15 protein-coding genes are annotated in these 14,329 nt (G+C 73.9%); 10 read left to right on the top strand and 5 right to left on the bottom strand.

Annotation, left to right across the window (positions count from 1 at the left end; translation table 11 throughout):
• Positions 1 to 112 precede the first annotated feature (112 nt).
• Complete coding sequence (locus tag ACIQNG_RS05125) at positions 113 to 763, top strand: hypothetical protein (protein ID WP_401482654.1); 651 nt, start codon at positions 113 to 115, stop codon at positions 761 to 763.
• Here the strand turns inward: ACIQNG_RS05125 and ACIQNG_RS05120 are convergent.
• The 3 genes from ACIQNG_RS05120 to ACIQNG_RS05110 form a co-directional block, all read right to left on the bottom strand.
• Positions 696 to 1,241, bottom strand: a complete 546-nt coding sequence (locus ACIQNG_RS05120; protein WP_401431137.1) for a sigma-70 family RNA polymerase sigma factor — start codon at positions 1,239 to 1,241, stop codon at positions 696 to 698. The two genes, ACIQNG_RS05125 and ACIQNG_RS05120, sit on opposite strands and share 68 nt — an antisense overlap.
• A gap of 343 nt (positions 1,242 to 1,584) precedes the next feature.
• Positions 1,585 to 2,541, bottom strand: a complete 957-nt coding sequence (locus ACIQNG_RS05115; protein WP_401482653.1) for a hypothetical protein — start codon at positions 2,539 to 2,541, stop codon at positions 1,585 to 1,587.
• 77 nt (positions 2,542 to 2,618) lie between these two features.
• A complete protein-coding gene (locus ACIQNG_RS05110) occupies positions 2,619 to 3,392 on the bottom strand; it encodes a transglycosylase SLT domain-containing protein (RefSeq protein WP_401431143.1) in 774 nt (257 codons plus the stop codon).
• A gap of 207 nt (positions 3,393 to 3,599) precedes the next feature.
• Here ACIQNG_RS05110 and ACIQNG_RS05105 point away from each other — a divergent pair, with 207 nt between their 5' ends.
• From ACIQNG_RS05105 to ACIQNG_RS05065, 9 genes are all read left to right on the top strand, one after another.
• Positions 3,600 to 3,917: a hypothetical protein gene (locus ACIQNG_RS05105; protein ID WP_401482652.1), complete on the top strand. Its 318-nt coding sequence runs from the start codon at positions 3,600 to 3,602 to the stop codon at positions 3,915 to 3,917.
• A 448-nt stretch (positions 3,918 to 4,365) separates the two neighbouring features.
• Positions 4,366 to 4,749, top strand: a complete 384-nt coding sequence (locus tag ACIQNG_RS05100; protein ID WP_401482651.1) for a hypothetical protein — start codon at positions 4,366 to 4,368, stop codon at positions 4,747 to 4,749.
• Complete coding sequence (locus ACIQNG_RS05095; RefSeq protein ID WP_401431151.1) at positions 4,746 to 5,030, top strand: hypothetical protein; 285 nt, start codon at positions 4,746 to 4,748, stop codon at positions 5,028 to 5,030. Before ACIQNG_RS05100 ends, ACIQNG_RS05095 begins: the two co-directional genes overlap by 4 nt.
• A 167-nt stretch (positions 5,031 to 5,197) precedes the next feature.
• Positions 5,198 to 5,494, top strand: a complete 297-nt coding sequence (locus ACIQNG_RS05090) for a hypothetical protein (protein ID WP_401431154.1) — start codon at positions 5,198 to 5,200, stop codon at positions 5,492 to 5,494.
• A gap of 41 nt (positions 5,495 to 5,535) precedes the next feature.
• The gene (locus ACIQNG_RS05085; protein WP_401482650.1) at positions 5,536 to 6,297 is read left to right on the top strand and encodes a hypothetical protein; all 762 of its coding nucleotides are present in this window, start codon (positions 5,536 to 5,538) and stop codon (positions 6,295 to 6,297) included.
• A 4-nt stretch (positions 6,298 to 6,301) separates the two neighbouring features.
• Positions 6,302 to 7,630, top strand: coding sequence for a hypothetical protein (locus ACIQNG_RS05080; RefSeq protein WP_401482649.1), 1,329 nt, complete (start codon positions 6,302 to 6,304; stop codon positions 7,628 to 7,630).
• Positions 7,631 to 7,795: 165 nt separating this feature from the next.
• A complete protein-coding gene (locus ACIQNG_RS05075) occupies positions 7,796 to 9,289 on the top strand; it encodes an SCO6880 family protein (protein ID WP_401431162.1) in 1,494 nt (497 codons plus the stop codon).
• Positions 9,286 to 10,881 (top strand): ATP/GTP-binding protein, encoded by a 1,596-nt coding sequence (locus tag ACIQNG_RS05070; protein WP_401431165.1) that lies wholly within the window; start codon positions 9,286 to 9,288, stop codon positions 10,879 to 10,881. Before ACIQNG_RS05075 ends, ACIQNG_RS05070 begins: the two co-directional genes overlap by 4 nt.
• Positions 10,881 to 12,692, top strand: a complete 1,812-nt coding sequence (locus ACIQNG_RS05065) for a type IV secretory system conjugative DNA transfer family protein (protein ID WP_401482648.1) — start codon at positions 10,881 to 10,883, stop codon at positions 12,690 to 12,692. Before ACIQNG_RS05070 ends, ACIQNG_RS05065 begins: the two co-directional genes overlap by 1 nt.
• On the opposite strand, the gene ACIQNG_RS05060 is transcribed toward ACIQNG_RS05065, so the two are convergent.
• Positions 12,604 to 13,917, bottom strand: coding sequence for a DUF418 domain-containing protein (locus ACIQNG_RS05060; protein ID WP_401482647.1), 1,314 nt, complete (start codon positions 13,915 to 13,917; stop codon positions 12,604 to 12,606). The two genes, ACIQNG_RS05065 and ACIQNG_RS05060, sit on opposite strands and share 89 nt — an antisense overlap.
• On the bottom strand, positions 13,914 to 14,306 hold the full coding sequence (locus ACIQNG_RS05055) for a hypothetical protein (protein WP_401431173.1): 393 nt from the start codon (positions 14,304 to 14,306) through the stop codon (positions 13,914 to 13,916). Before ACIQNG_RS05055 ends, ACIQNG_RS05060 begins: the two co-directional genes overlap by 4 nt.
• Positions 14,307 to 14,329 lie beyond the last annotated feature (23 nt).

The raw sequence follows: 14,329 nt of genomic DNA, 5'->3' as shown, positions 1-14,329 counted from the left end.
GGTGACCGCGGCCCTCGCGTTCGCCGTCGTCGGGGCGCACCCCACCCGACGGGTGACCTGGCCGCGGGAGTGAGCCCGGGTGGGGCGGATGACCTTTCGGTTACCTTCCCCCATGCGACAGGACGAGATTCTCAGCGACCTCACGGTGAGCGGCGGCGCCACCGCTCCGGAGCGACTGGCCGCGCTCGCCGACGAGTTCGACCTGCCCGTGGCCGACCTGCTGGTCGTCGCGGGGCGTCCGGTGCCGGCGGAGCTGCTTCCCCCGCCGCGGGACGCCGGGACCGTCCGGGCATTCGCGTACCGCGTCAGCCACTGCGACCACACGCAACTGGCCTCGCTGGAGGACTTCGTACGCACCCTGTCCCACGTCACCGTGCCCCGCGTCACCGTGCCGGAGCCGGTCGTGCCATCGGTCTCCCCGTACCACCCTCCGGTCGGGACGGGTTTCGCCGCGGTCCTCGACGGGTTGCTCCGCAACCGTGGCTTCGATGTCCGCGACCTGCCGTTCCTGGGGCTGTCGCGCAGCACGCTCTACGGGATGCTGTCGCGCTGGTTCCTGACCACCGGCCAACTCGTGGAGGCCGCCCGGGAGGCGGACCGGCTCAGCGCGCGCGAACGGCACGGGGCGTGGCAGCCGGTGTCGCAGGGCTTCGCCGCCCAGTGCCCGGACTTCCACCGACCGCAGGACGGGGTCACTACGCCACTCCCCGCTCCGCCAGCGCCGACTTCAGACACCTCAAGGCGTAGTACACCCGGGACTTGACGGTGCCCTGGGGGACTCCCAGGCTGGTGGCCGCCTGGCGGGTGGTGCGGTCGGCGAGGAACGTCGCCCGGAGCACCTCGCGGTGGGCCGGGGTGAGTGCCTCCAGGGCCTCCTGCACCACCACGGAGGACAGCATCCGCTCGATGTCGTCCACCTCGGCGCTCCACTCGGTCAGCCAGGTGTCCCCGTTGACCTCCAGCGGCCTCGCCATGCGGGTGCGATGGGAGTCGATGACGAGGTTGCGGGCCACCCGGAACATCCACGGACGTACGGCCATCCCCTCGCCGTCGGCCAGGTTCCGGGTGTTCCAGCAGCGCAGCAGCGTCTCCTGGACGACGTCCTCCGCGCGGTACGTGTCGCCGCCCAGCATGCGCAGCACGTAGGTGTACAGCGCCGGGCCGTGGGCGAGGTAGAGATCCCGCAGCGCCCGCTCCTCGGCGGAGGCCGCGCACGCCGATCCGATGACCGTCACGTTCATGGTGTGCTCCTGCTCCCCCGGGCACCGGCCCGGTCCTGCTGACCGGGCACCTGGGTGTCCTTGGGGAACGGAGTGTTCCGAGCCGTGGTCCATGGCCGATTGACGTGCGCTTTACAGCGCTGACCTGGGCGTTCCCGGTGTACGACTCGGGCGCGGACGGGGCCCGTTTCGGCGGTGGGCGAGGCCCGCGCCGGACGGGGATTTGACCCGCCTGAGGCGTACATGCGACCTACGGAAGACGGGTCGACGGCCCGATTCGGGCATCCGCCGTGCCCGTTTCGACGGTGGACCGGGCCCGACTCGGACATATATCGGGCCCGGATCCGACGGCGCCGCCCCGGGCTCAGGCATAGGCGGCCAGGGAGTCCACCCGCTTGCGGACGCGTGCGGCGATCTCCCGGTGGCGGGGGGTCAGCAGGCCGTGCGCGTTCAACATGGCCCACATGTGCAGCAGTTCGCGCCCGTGGACGACGGCGGCCCGGTCGTCGTCCAGTTGCTGCCAGTAGGCCGCCGCCCGCGCCACGTCCCCGGGCGCCCGCAGGTCCCCGGTCGTGCACCGGGTGCGGGCCACGCCCAGGGCCAGGACGAGGGCCTCGCGGTGTTCGCCGCAGAGATGGGCGACGTACGCCTCCAGGGACCGCGCCTCCAGGACGTGCGGGTCCTCGGCGCCGAGGGAGAGGGTGAGGTTCTCCCGCAGCGCGGTCGCCGCGGCAAGGGCCTCCTCCAGCCGCTCCTCCGACGCCAACTCGTTGACGCGGTCGATCCGTTCGCTGAACTTCGCGGGACGGTCGGGTTCCGTCGTCGGGGCCGGTTCCGGGGCGGCTGTCCGGGGGGAGGGCGTCCGGGCGGCGTCCCTGGCCCGGCCGACCGCGGTGGCGAGGGCCGAGGCGGCGGCGCTGGTGGCGAGGTCGGGGCCCGGGCCGGGCGCCGGCTCCGGCTCCGGCTCCGGAGCGGGATCAGGATCGGTGGCCGTGTCGGTGTCGGTGTCCGTGTCGGCGCCGACGTCGGCGTCCGTGTCCGTGTCGAGATCGGCCTCGGGGCCGGGTTCGGGTTCGGGGTCGGGGCCCTCTCCGGAGTCGAGGAGGCGGCTGGAGCCGTCCGGGGACACCTGGAGGGTGAAGTCGTCCAGACCGGAACCCTGGTTGACGGTCGCCTCCACGGCGGAGCCCCGCTCCTGGGCGTACCACTGCAAGGTGTCGAGCACGGCCTCGTGCACGGACTTGCCGGGGGCGGCGACGACCGGCTCACCGTCTATCTCGGCGAGCCCTTCGTCGGAGAGGTACACCTCGAAGCGGTCCATGGCTCTGCTCCTCATACGGGGGGGGTGGGGTGCGGTGGTGGTCGGCGGGGAGGGCGGGCTGCCGCGAACAACAAGCCCTAGCCGGTCGGGCTCGGGGTGACTCCGGGGGTGGCGCCGGGCGGCGGGGCGGCGACACCGCTGTACTTCGCGAACTGGGCGCGGATCGCGGCGACGTAGCCCTGCGCTCCCTCCGTGTTCGGCACCCCTTTCGCCTCGCGGACCGCGTCCATGCCGACGTGGTAGGCGGCCAGGGTGAGGTCGAGGACCGAGGCGTCGGTCTCGTCGGCGTCCACCATCTTCTGGGCCTCCTCGGCGAGGGCGCACATGTGGCGGCCCTGGGCCATGATCGAGTCCTCGGCGTCGAAGGCGGACGTCTTGTCGTTGTCGTCGTCGTCCTCGCCGTACTGGTCGAAGATCTCGGGCGGCAGTTGGGAGATGCCCTCCTCGCCGTCGGGGCCGACCATCGAGGCGTTGAAGCCGGACTCCCGCTCCAGCTGCGAGGCGATGACGATCGGGCCGATGGCGTCGCACAGCTCACCGGCCTCCTGGATGGGCTCCGCGAGGTCCTCGGGGACCGTGGAGGTGTCCAGTTCGCCCTTGCCGTCGCCCTGGAAGATGGTCATCACCTCGTTGGCGGTGTTCTCGTTCTCCGCGGTGGAGCCGCCGCCCCCGCCGAAGAGCATGATCAGCGCGATGAGCGGGGCGAGCAGGACCCCGAAACCGCCCCAGATGATGACGACGACCGCCCCGCCGATCAGGACCAGGGGCGTCGCCAGACAGCCACAGCCGCCGGCGACGATCAGGCCGTTGCGCACGGCGTTCGAGGACCCGCCCTCCTGGTTCTCCGCCATACGCGCGCCTTCTTCCTCTCACCTTGAACCGCCACGGCCCGACCGTCCGTTGTGCTGTCCGTCGGGCCCGAGAGATCCCAACGGGCCGGAAGGCAAAGAAGTTCAAAACGGTGGAAAACAGATGAGTCAGAGCGGTGCAGGCACGGACGAGGAGAGGGGCGGGACACAGATGAGCACGCGTGCGACGAGAGCCTCGGGCCCTCCCGGGTGGGAACGGGGACCGAACACCCCCTCACCCGCGCCCCCCTCGCCGACGCCTCCCTCACCCGCCCCCCGGCCACCCGCGCCACCCGCACCGGCGCCCCGGCAACCCGCGCCGACGGCACCCGTGCCCCGGCAACCGGCATCCGCGGCACCCGCGGCACCCGCGCCCCGAGCGCCCGCGCCTCCCCCGCCCGCGCCCCGGTCGTCGGCCCCCCGGCCACCGGTGCCCCCGACGCCGGTGCCCCCGGCACGGACGCCCCCGCCCCGCCCGGACCGCGCGGACCCGGCGTCGCGGGCACCGGGACCCGCTCCCGACGGTGAGCGGCGGCGTCCGGCACCCCAGGCCCGCCCCCCGCGGCCCGCACCCGCGCCGCGGAGGGCACCCGAGCGACGGCAGGCCCCCGACCGGCAGGAGGCACCCGAGCGACGGCAGGCCCCCGCGCCGCGGCAGGCACCCCAGCCGCCCCCGACCGGTGACCGCCGTGCCCGGGGCCCCGTACGGAACGCGCCGCGCCCGGCGCCCGCCCGCCAGGTGGAGCCACCCCTCGGGCCCCCCACGCCCGTACGCCCCGCACCCGCACACCGCTGCCCCGCCCCTGCCCCCGCACGCCCGAACCGCCCCTCCGGCCCGACCCGCTCCCCGGCCCCCGTCGCCGTCCCCGAAGGCACCTGGGGTCACCAGCCCCGGCAGCCGGTACCCGCCCGAGGCCGCTCACGTGACGACGTCGGCTGGGTCAAGGCGCACGGCGGGGCCGGGGTCACCTCCCTGGTGGAAGAGCTGGGCGGAGTGGACGTGGGGGCCCGGTGGCCGGACCCCGCCCGGGGCGAGCCACGGCGGGTTGTCCTGGTCGGCCGCACCCACGCGGGCGGGCTGCGGTCCGTGTCGCGGGCGCTGGCCGCGCTGGAGGAGGGACACGCCCCGCGCGGGCTCGACCTGCTGTGCGTGGTCCTCGTCGCCGACGCCCCTGGGCTGCTCCCGCTCGCCCTGCTGCGCCGGATCCGGGTCATCCGCTCCGTCGCCCGGGTGCACCGGGTGCCGTGGATCCCGGCGTGGCGGGAGGGCGGACAGCCACGGCGGCTGCCCGCGCAACTCGACCGGCTCGGCGCCCTGGTGGGCTCCGGCGCCGAAGCCGGGAAAGGTTCCCGCTCATGACACAGCTCCCGTCCGTCGGGCTCCTCCTGGCCGCCAAGGAGCCGACGTTCACCCCGGGGCCGGCCGCCCTGGACATCCTCGAACTCATGGCCTGGTGCGTCTCGGCGGCCGGTGTCTTCGGTCTGCTGGTCGTCGGCATCAACATGGCGCTCCAGTTGCGCCGAGGCGATCCGGGCGAGGGCGGCGATCACTTCCGCGGCATCTTCTTCGTCGCACTCGCCTCCGTCGTCGCCACGACGGCCGGCCCCCTCGTCAGGCTCCTCGGCGACATCACCCTCTAGCGCCCCGACCCCGTTCATCCTCCTGACCCTCCGCTCACCCGGTTCCTCCCGTCCTTCCCGTCCTTCCCGTCCCTCAAGTTCCCCCGGTTCCTTCCGCTCCGTGCTCCTACCCGTCACCGCTCACCCGGTCCACCGCCCAGCGTGGCCCCGATTCTCCGGAGATCCTCATGTCCTCCCTGCTCACCGCAGCCACCGATATGTTCGCCGCCTTCCCCGTCAACGTGCCCAATCCGGAAGGTGACGCTCCCCCGGAGCTGACCGAGAAGGTCGACACGGTGCTCAACCTGGTCGCCTGGGCCGGTACCGCCGCCGGGGTCGCCGGGGTGCTGGTGACGGGCGCGATGATGGCCATCTCCGTCAAGCGCGGCGAGAGTTCCGAGCACATGAGCCGCCTCGGCATGGTCCTCGGCGGCTGCATCCTCGTCGCCACCGCCGGCCCCGTGGTCAGCTTCGTCTTCGACTGAGCCGAAGGGACACAGGGCGGACGAGAGGACGGACGGACGAGATGTGGCTACGCAGAGGGGCGCGCGCCGAGGAGTCGGAGCCGTACTGGCGGCAGCGGAGCTGGCAGTGGTCGGCGGGCTTCCTCGGTATCGCGGTCGTCGTGGGCGGGCTGCTCGCTCTGACGTCGCCCGGGACGGAGGACGCCGGGGCCGATCCGGCCCGCCGGCCCGCCGGTTCGGGACCGCTGGCCGGCTCGGCCGCCCTCAAGGACGGCGAGCGGCCCGGCGGCTGCGCGACCGACGACCGGGCGGGCGACCGGCTGCCCGAGGCGGCGCCCAAGGACCTCAAGTGGCGCGAGATCGGCATCGGACGGGTGCCCGTCTCGGCTTCGGCGGGCCCGACCCGGTTCCAGGACGAGGTGTGGTGGTGCTTCGCGCACACCCCGATGGGTGCCGCGCTCGCCGCGACCGTGATCCCCACCCAGATGAGCGAGCCCGGCTGGCGGACCGTCACCGAGCAGCAGTTGGTGCCCGGGGACGGACGGGAGATGTTCACGTTCATGCGGTCCCAGTCACCCGACCGCGCCCGGCGTACGGACGCCACGCCCGCCTCCACCTATGTCGGTGTCTCCGTCCTCGCGTACACCCGCGAGGCGGCGACCGTCTCCCTGCTGATCAAGGGCGACCAGGGTTTCGTCGCGACCTCCGTCGAGGTGCGCTGGAGCGGCGGGGACTGGAAGGTCCAGGCCGGCGGGGACGGATCCCTGTACACCGAGGTCTCGGCCGTCCAGGACACCAACAGCTACCTGTTGTGGGGCCGCTGACACCATGAAATGCAACTCGACGGGCAGTCCGATCCTGGACGCCCTCAAGAACTTCTTCAGCTTCCTGACCGACCCGATCGGGACGATCCTGTCCACGATCGCGGACTTCATCCTCTTCGCGGCGTACCAGGTGTACGGGGCGATCCTGATCAGCATCCCGACACTCGAAGGGACGGCGACGTCCGAGCGGGTCAGCGCGCAGACCCGCTGGGTCGTGGTCTACCTGGCGGTGGGCTCGCTGCTGTTCGCCGCCGCCAGGATGGCGATGGAGCGCAAGGGCGAGGCCGGTATCACCGCGCTCAAGGGCATCCTGCGGGTCGTCCTCGTCTCGGGCGCCGCCACCATGATCATCGGCGCGGCCGTCACCGTGTCCGACAAATACTTCGAGCATCTCTTCAAGGTGGGCGCGCAGGAGCAGCTCAAGCAGATCGGTGGCTGCTCGGACTTCGGCACCATGGGTGCCTTCGTCAAACTGATCCTCGCCCTTCTGCTGCTGATCGCCGGGATCCTCCAGACGATCCTGCTCTACGTCCGCATGGGCGTCCTGATCATCCTGCTCGGCACCCTGCCGGTGGCGGCGGCGGCCTCCATGACGGACTGGGGCAACGGCTGGTGGCGCAAGCACATCGGCTGGATGATCGCCTGGCTGCTGTACAAACCCGCGGCCGGTCTGGTGCTCTACGCGGGCTCCGTGATGACCAACGCGGGCAAGACGGGCACCGGGGACGTCACCGTCAGCGTGCACACCCGGATCGCGGGCATCGCGGTGATGCTGCTCTCCGCGGTGGCGCTGCCCGCGCTGCTGAAGCTGATCGTGCCCGCCACGGCCGCGCTCGGCACGGGCAATCCCGGCGGCAAGGCGCCGCAGGTGGCCGGCTCGCTGGCCTCCGGCGCCATCCAGCTCGCCGGCCGTGGCGCCGGGGGCGGGGGCGGGGGCGGACAGACGGCCCAGCGCGGCCCGTCCGGGGCGGCCAGTTCGGGCGGCCCCGCGGGCACCGCGGGTTCGGGGGGCTCCTCCGGTGCCGGTGGCACCCAGGGCGCTGGTGGTTCCACCGGCGGGGGCTCCTCGGGAGCGGACGGCGGCAACGGGCGGGGCGGTCCCCCGGGTTCGGGCGGCGGGTCCGGTCCCGCGGGTCCGGGCGGCGGGCAGGGTGCCGGTGTCGGTGGCGGCGCGGGGCCCGCGGGCGCCGGTGCCGGTGCAGGTGCCGGTGCGGCCTCGGTCGCCGGGCCGGCCGCCGCGGCGGTCACCGCGGTCACCACCGCGACCAGGGCCGTCGCCTCCGGTGCCGCCAGCGGTATCGAGGGGGCCAACGGCAGGGAGGGGCACAACTGAGCCCCGGCAGGACGCCCCCCGGCGTCCCCCCACCGCCCCACTGACCGGCCGCCGGGCTCCCCTCCCCCAGGGGGCCCGGCGGCCTTCTCCCCGTAGCGCCCTTCGTTCCCCGTCCGCCCCGGCCCCGCACCCCACCCGCACCTCCCAGAAGGGACCCCGATCCACATGTCCACCGAAGCAGCCACCCATCCGACGTACGGAAACTGGCGCAGGCCACGCCGGCCGGGCCTCGGGCCGCTCGGACTCGTCGGTACCTTCGGGGTGTTCGGCGGGCTCGTCCTGACCCTGCTGGCGTCCCTGATCTCCCTCCAGGCCGCGATGGTCGTGGCCGTTCCCATCGTCGTCGTGCTGGCGCCACTCGCCGTGCGCACCCAGGACGGCCGCAACGTCTACCAGCTCATCACGCTGCGCATCGGCTGGATCCGCCGGAAGCAGAAGGGCGCGCACCTGTACGTCTCCGGCCCGCTGTCGGCGCGGCCCGGCGGCCGGTTCCGTCCCCCGGGGCTGCTGAACAAGGTGACCGCGGACGAGGGACGGGACGCCTACGACCGGCCCTTCGGGGTGCTGCACCACCCGGCGCGCAACCTGTACACGATCGTGCTGGGCTGCGAACCCGACGGCGGCGCGCTGATCGACCCGGACCAGGTCGACGTATGGGTGGCGCTGTGGGGCGAGTGGCTGGCGCGGCTGGCCCACGAGCCGGGGCTGCGCGGGGCGTCGGTGATCGTGGAGACCGCCCCCGACCCGGGCACCCGGCTGGCCCACGAGGTGCTGCCGCGGATCCATCCGGACGCGCCGGCCGCCGCGCGGGCGGTGATGGAGGAGGTCGTCGAGCGCTATCCGACCGCCTCCTCCGAGATGCACACGTACATCACCCTCACCTACGGCGTCCCCGGCGGTCAGCGGCGCAAGCGGGACGAGGTCATCACCGATCTCGCGATCCGTATCCCCGGTCTGCTCAGCGGGCTGATCGCGGCGGGCGGCGGGGCCGCGTACCCGTTGTCGGCGGAGCGGATCGCGGAGGTCGTCCGGGTCGCCTACGACCCCGCGGTGGCCGCGGACGTGCTCACCGCCCGTGCCCAGCACGGCGGGACGGGGCTGGAGTGGGAGGACGCCGGTCCGGCGGCGGCGCTGGAGACGGTGGGGGCGTACCAGCACGACTCCGGGGTCTCCCGGACCTGGCTGATGACGCTGGCGCCGCGCGGCACGGTCCGCTCCTCGGTGCTGCGGGGCATGCTGGAGGCCGCGCCCGGCACCCGGCGCAAGCGGGTCGCGCTGGTCTACCGGCCCATCGACCCGGCGACGTCGGCCCGGATCGTGGAGGCGGACCGGCGCAGCGCCCAGTTCATGGCGACGTCGGGCAAGGGCATGGTGCAGGCGCGGGCGGCGACCGAGATGCGGGCGGCGGAGCAGACCGCGTCGGAGGAGGCGTCGGGCGCGGGCCTGGTGGAGTTCTCGCTGATGATGACGGTCACCGTCGACACGATGGAGGAACTGGCCGACGCGAGTGTGGCGGTGCGGAATCTGACGGCGGCGGCCCGGGTGCTGATGCGTCCGGCGGACCGGATGCAGGCGGCGGCGTTCAGCTGCACCCTGCCCGCCGGGATCCTGCCGTGGGAGCAGACCCTCGTCCCGCACGAGTTGCAGGAGGCGCTGTGAGCGCGCGGAGCGAACGCAAGCGGGCGGAGCAGGCCGACCGGCTGGCGGAGGAGCGGCAGGCGGGCCGCAGGCCCGAGCGGCCCGCGCCGGTCCGCAAGGGCAAGCCGGCCCGCCCCCGGCAGTTGTACGTGCCGGCGCGCGGCTGGCTGGGCGCGGGCGGCGGGAAGGTCGGCTATCTGGATCCGCCGACGATGTGGCGGGCGACCACCGTGCAGGCGTGCGGCATGTGGCCGTTCGCCGCGGGGTCGGGGTCGCCGATGACCGGGGTGCCGCTGGGTCAGCACCTGTTCACCGGGGCCACGGTCTGCGGCGACCCGCTGAACTGGTTCACCCGGGCCCGCTACATCTCCAACCCGTCCCTGTTCATGCTGGGCATGCCGGGTCTGGGCAAGTCCACGCTCATCAACCGGATGCTGATCGGGCTCTCGGCGACCGGGGTGGTGCCGCTGGTCCTCGGTGACCTGAAGCCGGACTACGCGGACACCGTGCGCGCGCTCGGCGGTCAGGTGATCTCCATCGGGCGCGGCCGGGGCGGTATCAACGTCCTGGACCCGGGCGCCATGGGGGCCGCCGCCGAGAGGATCGGCGGGAAGGCGGGCGAGGTGCTGCGGGCCGAGGCGCACGGCCGGGTGCTGAACATGGTGGCCGCGCTCATCACCATCGTGCGGGGCCGTCCCATGGACGACCACGAGCAGTCCGTGCTCTCCGCGGTCCTGCACCATCTGCGGCTGCATCCGCCGGCCGGGCGGGCCGTGCTGCTGCCCGATGTGCTGCGGGTGCTCACCGAGGGCCCGGACCGGGTGCGCGCGGTGACGCTGGACCGCGGCGACGACACCCGTTACCGGGACGCCGTCGACCCGCTGCACCGTTCGCTGCTGGGCATCCTGGACGGTCCGCTCGGTGACACGTTCGCCTCGGAGACGTCCACGCACATCAACCCGGACGCGCCCGCCGTCTGCATCGACATCTCCGGCATCGGGGAGGCGGACACCCAGCTCACCGCCGCGGCGATGCTCGCCGCCTGGTCGGACGGGCTGGGCACGGTGGCCGCCTCGCACGCGCTCGCGGACGCCGGACTGGCCCCGCGGCGCTGGTTCTTCACGGTCCTGGACGAGCTGTGGCGTCCGCTGCGGGCGGCCTCCGGCATCGTGGACCGCATCGACGCGCTGACCCGGCTCAACCGCTCCCTGGGCCTCGGCGACGCCAAGATCACCCACACGCTGAAGGACGCCGAGGCGCTGGGCACCGACGCGGACCGGGCGAAGGCGCGCGGTTTCGTGGAGCGGGCCGGGATGGTGGTGTGCGCCGGGCTGCCGAAGGCCGAGATGGAGGACCTGGGCCGGGTGGTGGGGCTGTCCAGGCGGGAGATCGACCTGGTGTCGTCCTGGTCGTCGCCGCCCGGCTGGGGCGTCACCGGCGAGAACGAGGAGCCCCCGGGCCGGGGCCGCTTCCTCATCAAGGTCGGTGGCCGTCCGGGCATCCCCATCAAGGTCGCCATCACGGACGCGGAGCGCCGGCTGCACAACACCAACACCCGTTGGACGACCGACAAGGAGAAGGCCGCGGACGGTTCGGGACAGGGGTGGTCGTGATGGGCGGACAGCCTTCCGGGCGCGGCGGCTCCCTGAACGACCTGCTCCCCTGGGCGATCGTCTCCCTCGCGGGGACCGTGCTGCTCTCCTTCACCGTGGTGTGGGCGGGCGGCACGCTGGGCGCGGGACTGACCGGTCACGGTTGGGGCGCCCCGCCGTTCGCCCTGTCCAGCGCGGGCCGGCTGGCCTCGGAGGGCACGGCCGCGCTGTGGCCCGGGGCCCCGCCCGCGGCCGTCTACGGCGGCATCCTGCTGCTGCTCGCGCTGATCGCCGTACCGGTCGCGTTCGCCGTCCGCTTCGTGATGGGCCGCTTCTCGACGTCGGACGGCGGTCTCGCCGGCGCCCGTGAGCTGGCGGGGTTCTGCCCCAAGGGCATCGAGGCCCGCGCGCGTGAGCTGCGGCCCTCCCTCCAGGGCCGTGAGCGTCTGCATCCGGACGAGACCGGCAACCTGCTCGGTGACCTGGACCCGAAGGGCCCCGAACTGCGCAGCAGTCACGAGGACGTGGAACTCGACCTCATGGCGCCGCGCGCGGGCAAGTCCACCGGTATCGCGATCCCCCGGGTGCTGCGCGCCCAGGGCGCGGTCCTGCTCACCTCCAACAAGTCGGACGTGTACGCCGTCACGCGCGCCGAGCGGGAGAAGGCGGGCACGGTGTGGACGTTCGATCCGCAGGGCATCGCGCACGCGCCGCGTGCCATGTGGTGGAACATGCTGGACGAGTGCCACACCATCGAGGGGGCCCGCCGGCTGTCCGGGCACTTCGTGGCGTCGGTCAACGACGACACGGCGAAGAAGGACTTCTGGATCGCCGCCGCCCAGAACACCCTGACGGCGCTCTTCCTCGCCGCCGCGCGCGGCCGGGCCCCGATCACCGATCTGCTGGGCTGGCTCGCCGACCCCGCCGACCGGACCCCGGTCGACCTGCTGCGCGATGTGGGGTTGCGGGCGATGGCGGAGCAGTTGCAGGGCACGATCCGGGGCGCGGTGGAGACCCGGGACGGTATCTACGAGACGGCCCGCCAGACCGTCTCCTGTCTCCTGGATCCGGAGATCCTCGCCTGGGTGACCCCGGACCCGAGCCTGCCCGAGTTCCGCCCGGACCGGCATGTCCTCGGCACGGACACCCTGTATCTGCTGTCGAAGGACGGCGGTGGTTCGGCGGCCGGGGTCATCGCGGGCATGGCCGACGCGACGATGCGGGCGGGGGTGGTCGCGGCCGAGCGGATGGGCGGGCGGCTGGATCCGCCGCTGACCGCGGTCCTGGACGAGGCCGCGAACGTCTGCCGCATCTCCGACCTGCCCGACCTGTACTCGCACTTCGGTTCGCGCGGCATCAATGTCGTGACCCTGCTCCAGAGTTACCGGCAGGGTGCGCGGGTGTGGGGCGAGATGGGCATGGACGCGATGTGGAGCGCGGCCACCGTCAAGCTGCTCGGCGCGGGTCTGGACGACGCCGACTTCGTGCAGAAGATCTCCACGCTGGTCGGCCAGCACGATGTGCGCACGCCGAGCGTCTCGTACAGCAAGGACGGTTCGTCGCGCTCGTACTCCTACCGGCAGGAGTCGGTGCTGCCGCCGGACCGGATCCGCGCGCTGCCCAAGGGCTCGGCGCTGCTCCTGGCCACCGGGGTGCGGCCGGCGCTGATCCGGCTGCGGCCCTGGTACAAGGAGCCGGGGGCCGCCGCGATCTCGGCGGCGGCGAAGGCGGAGACGGCGGCCATCACCGAGCGGGCGGCACGGCGTCTGATGCCGGGGGTCCCGCTGTCGAAGGGTCCGCAGGACGGCCCGCTGGACGCCGCGCGAGCGTGACCGTGCGCAGCAGCAGTTCGGCGGGCGCGTAGCGGCGGCGCCCCATGAGCCGTACGCCGAGGGCGAGTTGGGCGCCGTAGAGCACCACGCAGCCCGCGAGGACGAGGGCGGCGCCCACCCGGTCGTAGAGCCCCGCGCCGTAGCCGGTGAAGACCAGGGCGAGGACGAGTGACTGGGTGAGGTAGTGGGTGAGGGCCATCCGCCCGGAGGCGGCGAGCCAGGCGGCCGGGGTGCGGAAGCGGTCGAGCAGCAGGAGCAGCGCGCAGGCGTACGACGCCGTCAGCGCGGGTGCGGTGAGCACGGAGGCGGCCTGCCCCACGTCGTACCACCGGTGGTCCAGCGGGCCGCCCGCGCAGACGGCGGTGAACACCCCGCCGAGCAGGCCGAGCGGCAGCCAGCGCAGCGCGGTCCGGCGCAGCCAGGCCCGGTCCCGGCCGCGTCGCTCCAGCAGCCGTACCTTGGCCGCCGCCAGCCCGGCGAGGAACGCGGCGAAGAAGTCGGGCGCGTACAGCACATGGGCGGCGATCGCGTCCGGCAGCTCGCTGAGGTGGGCGCCGAGGACGTCGGCGGCGTCGCCCCGGTGGGCCGCGACGGTGTCGGCGACGGTCGGGACGTACTCGGCGACGGTCCGCGGCTCGGTGAGGGCGACGGTCAGCAGGCCCTCCAGGAGCAGCAGGGCGAAGAGGGCGAGGAGGAGCCCGGCGGCGATCCGCAGCGCGGTGCGGGGCGCGAGCCGGCGCAGCCCGTACAGGGGCAGGGCGAGGACGGCGTACGTCGTGAGGATGTCGCCGGGGTAGAGCAGGACGGCGTGGGCGGCCCCGAGGGTGAACAGTGCGAGCGTGCGGCGCAGATGGCGGGGGGCGAACGCGGCGCCCTCGCGGCGGGCGGAGCGCTCCTGGAGCACGAATCCGTAGCCGAAGAGGAAGGAGAACAGCAGATAGAACTTGGCCGCGACCAGTGCGGTGACCAGCCAGGACACCGCCCGGTCCAGGTCGGAGGCGTCCGGGCCGCCGCCGAAGGCGGAGTACGGGCCGGCCGTCATGAGGGCGTTGACGACGAGGATGCCGAAGAGCGCGAAGCCGCGCAGGACGTCGAGGGCGGGGATCCGCCCGGGGTCGTCGGCCTCGTCCCCGGTACGGCGCGGGGCGCGGACCCCGCTGGTGGCGTAGGACCGGCCGCGCCCGCTGGCCCGCCGGGGGTCCCGGGCCCCGTCGGTGCGGCTCAAGAAGTCACCACCAGGCCGGTGACGAAGGCCAGGGTCGCGGCGACGAACCAGCCGAAGGACGGGGCCAGCAGATGGGCCACGGTCCACAGACGGGCCGCCTGGGGGCGGGCCCGCGGGTACACGACGGGCACGTCGGCGCCGACGCGGGGCAGACCGCACAGCACCGCGTAGGAGCCCGGGTCCAGGACCAGCACGCGGCCCAGGTGGTCCGGGAACACCACGAGGCCGCCGGGCCGCCGGTCGGCCGCCGTGCGCGCCGTCACCGTTCCCCTCACCCGCAGCCCGCGCACCCGCAGTCCCAGCGCCGTCACCGCGGCCCGGAACGCGAGCAGCAGAAACCCGAGTCCCGTTCCCGTGCACAGCGCGAGCAGCACCAGCTCGGCATCCATACAGCCCCTTCCCCTCGTCGACG

Origin of the sequence: Streptomyces sp. NPDC091377 (genome assembly GCF_044757045.1) — a bacterium.
Classification (GTDB): Bacteria; Actinomycetota; Actinomycetes; order Streptomycetales; family Streptomycetaceae; genus Streptomyces.
This window is presented reverse-complemented; position numbering and strand designations above follow the sequence as displayed.

Coding starts and splice junctions, on each gene's coding strand:
- ACIQNG_RS05075 (WP_401431162.1), top strand. CDS start 7,796: ATGTCCACCGAAGCAGCCACCCATCCGACGTACGGAAACTGGCGCAGG.
- ACIQNG_RS05095 (WP_401431151.1), top strand. CDS start 4,746: ATGACACAGCTCCCGTCCGTCGGGCTCCTCCTGGCCGCCAAGGAGCCG.
- ACIQNG_RS05125 (WP_401482654.1), top strand. CDS start 113: ATGCGACAGGACGAGATTCTCAGCGACCTCACGGTGAGCGGCGGCGCC.
- ACIQNG_RS05080 (WP_401482649.1), top strand. CDS start 6,302: ATGAAATGCAACTCGACGGGCAGTCCGATCCTGGACGCCCTCAAGAAC.
- ACIQNG_RS05115 (WP_401482653.1), bottom strand. CDS start 2,541: ATGGACCGCTTCGAGGTGTACCTCTCCGACGAAGGGCTCGCCGAGATA.
- ACIQNG_RS05055 (WP_401431173.1), bottom strand. CDS start 14,306: ATGGATGCCGAGCTGGTGCTGCTCGCGCTGTGCACGGGAACGGGACTC.
- ACIQNG_RS05090 (WP_401431154.1), top strand. CDS start 5,198: ATGTCCTCCCTGCTCACCGCAGCCACCGATATGTTCGCCGCCTTCCCC.
- ACIQNG_RS05085 (WP_401482650.1), top strand. CDS start 5,536: ATGTGGCTACGCAGAGGGGCGCGCGCCGAGGAGTCGGAGCCGTACTGG.
- ACIQNG_RS05110 (WP_401431143.1), bottom strand. CDS start 3,392: ATGGCGGAGAACCAGGAGGGCGGGTCCTCGAACGCCGTGCGCAACGGC.
- ACIQNG_RS05065 (WP_401482648.1), top strand. CDS start 10,881: ATGGGCGGACAGCCTTCCGGGCGCGGCGGCTCCCTGAACGACCTGCTC.
- ACIQNG_RS05120 (WP_401431137.1), bottom strand. CDS start 1,241: ATGAACGTGACGGTCATCGGATCGGCGTGCGCGGCCTCCGCCGAGGAG.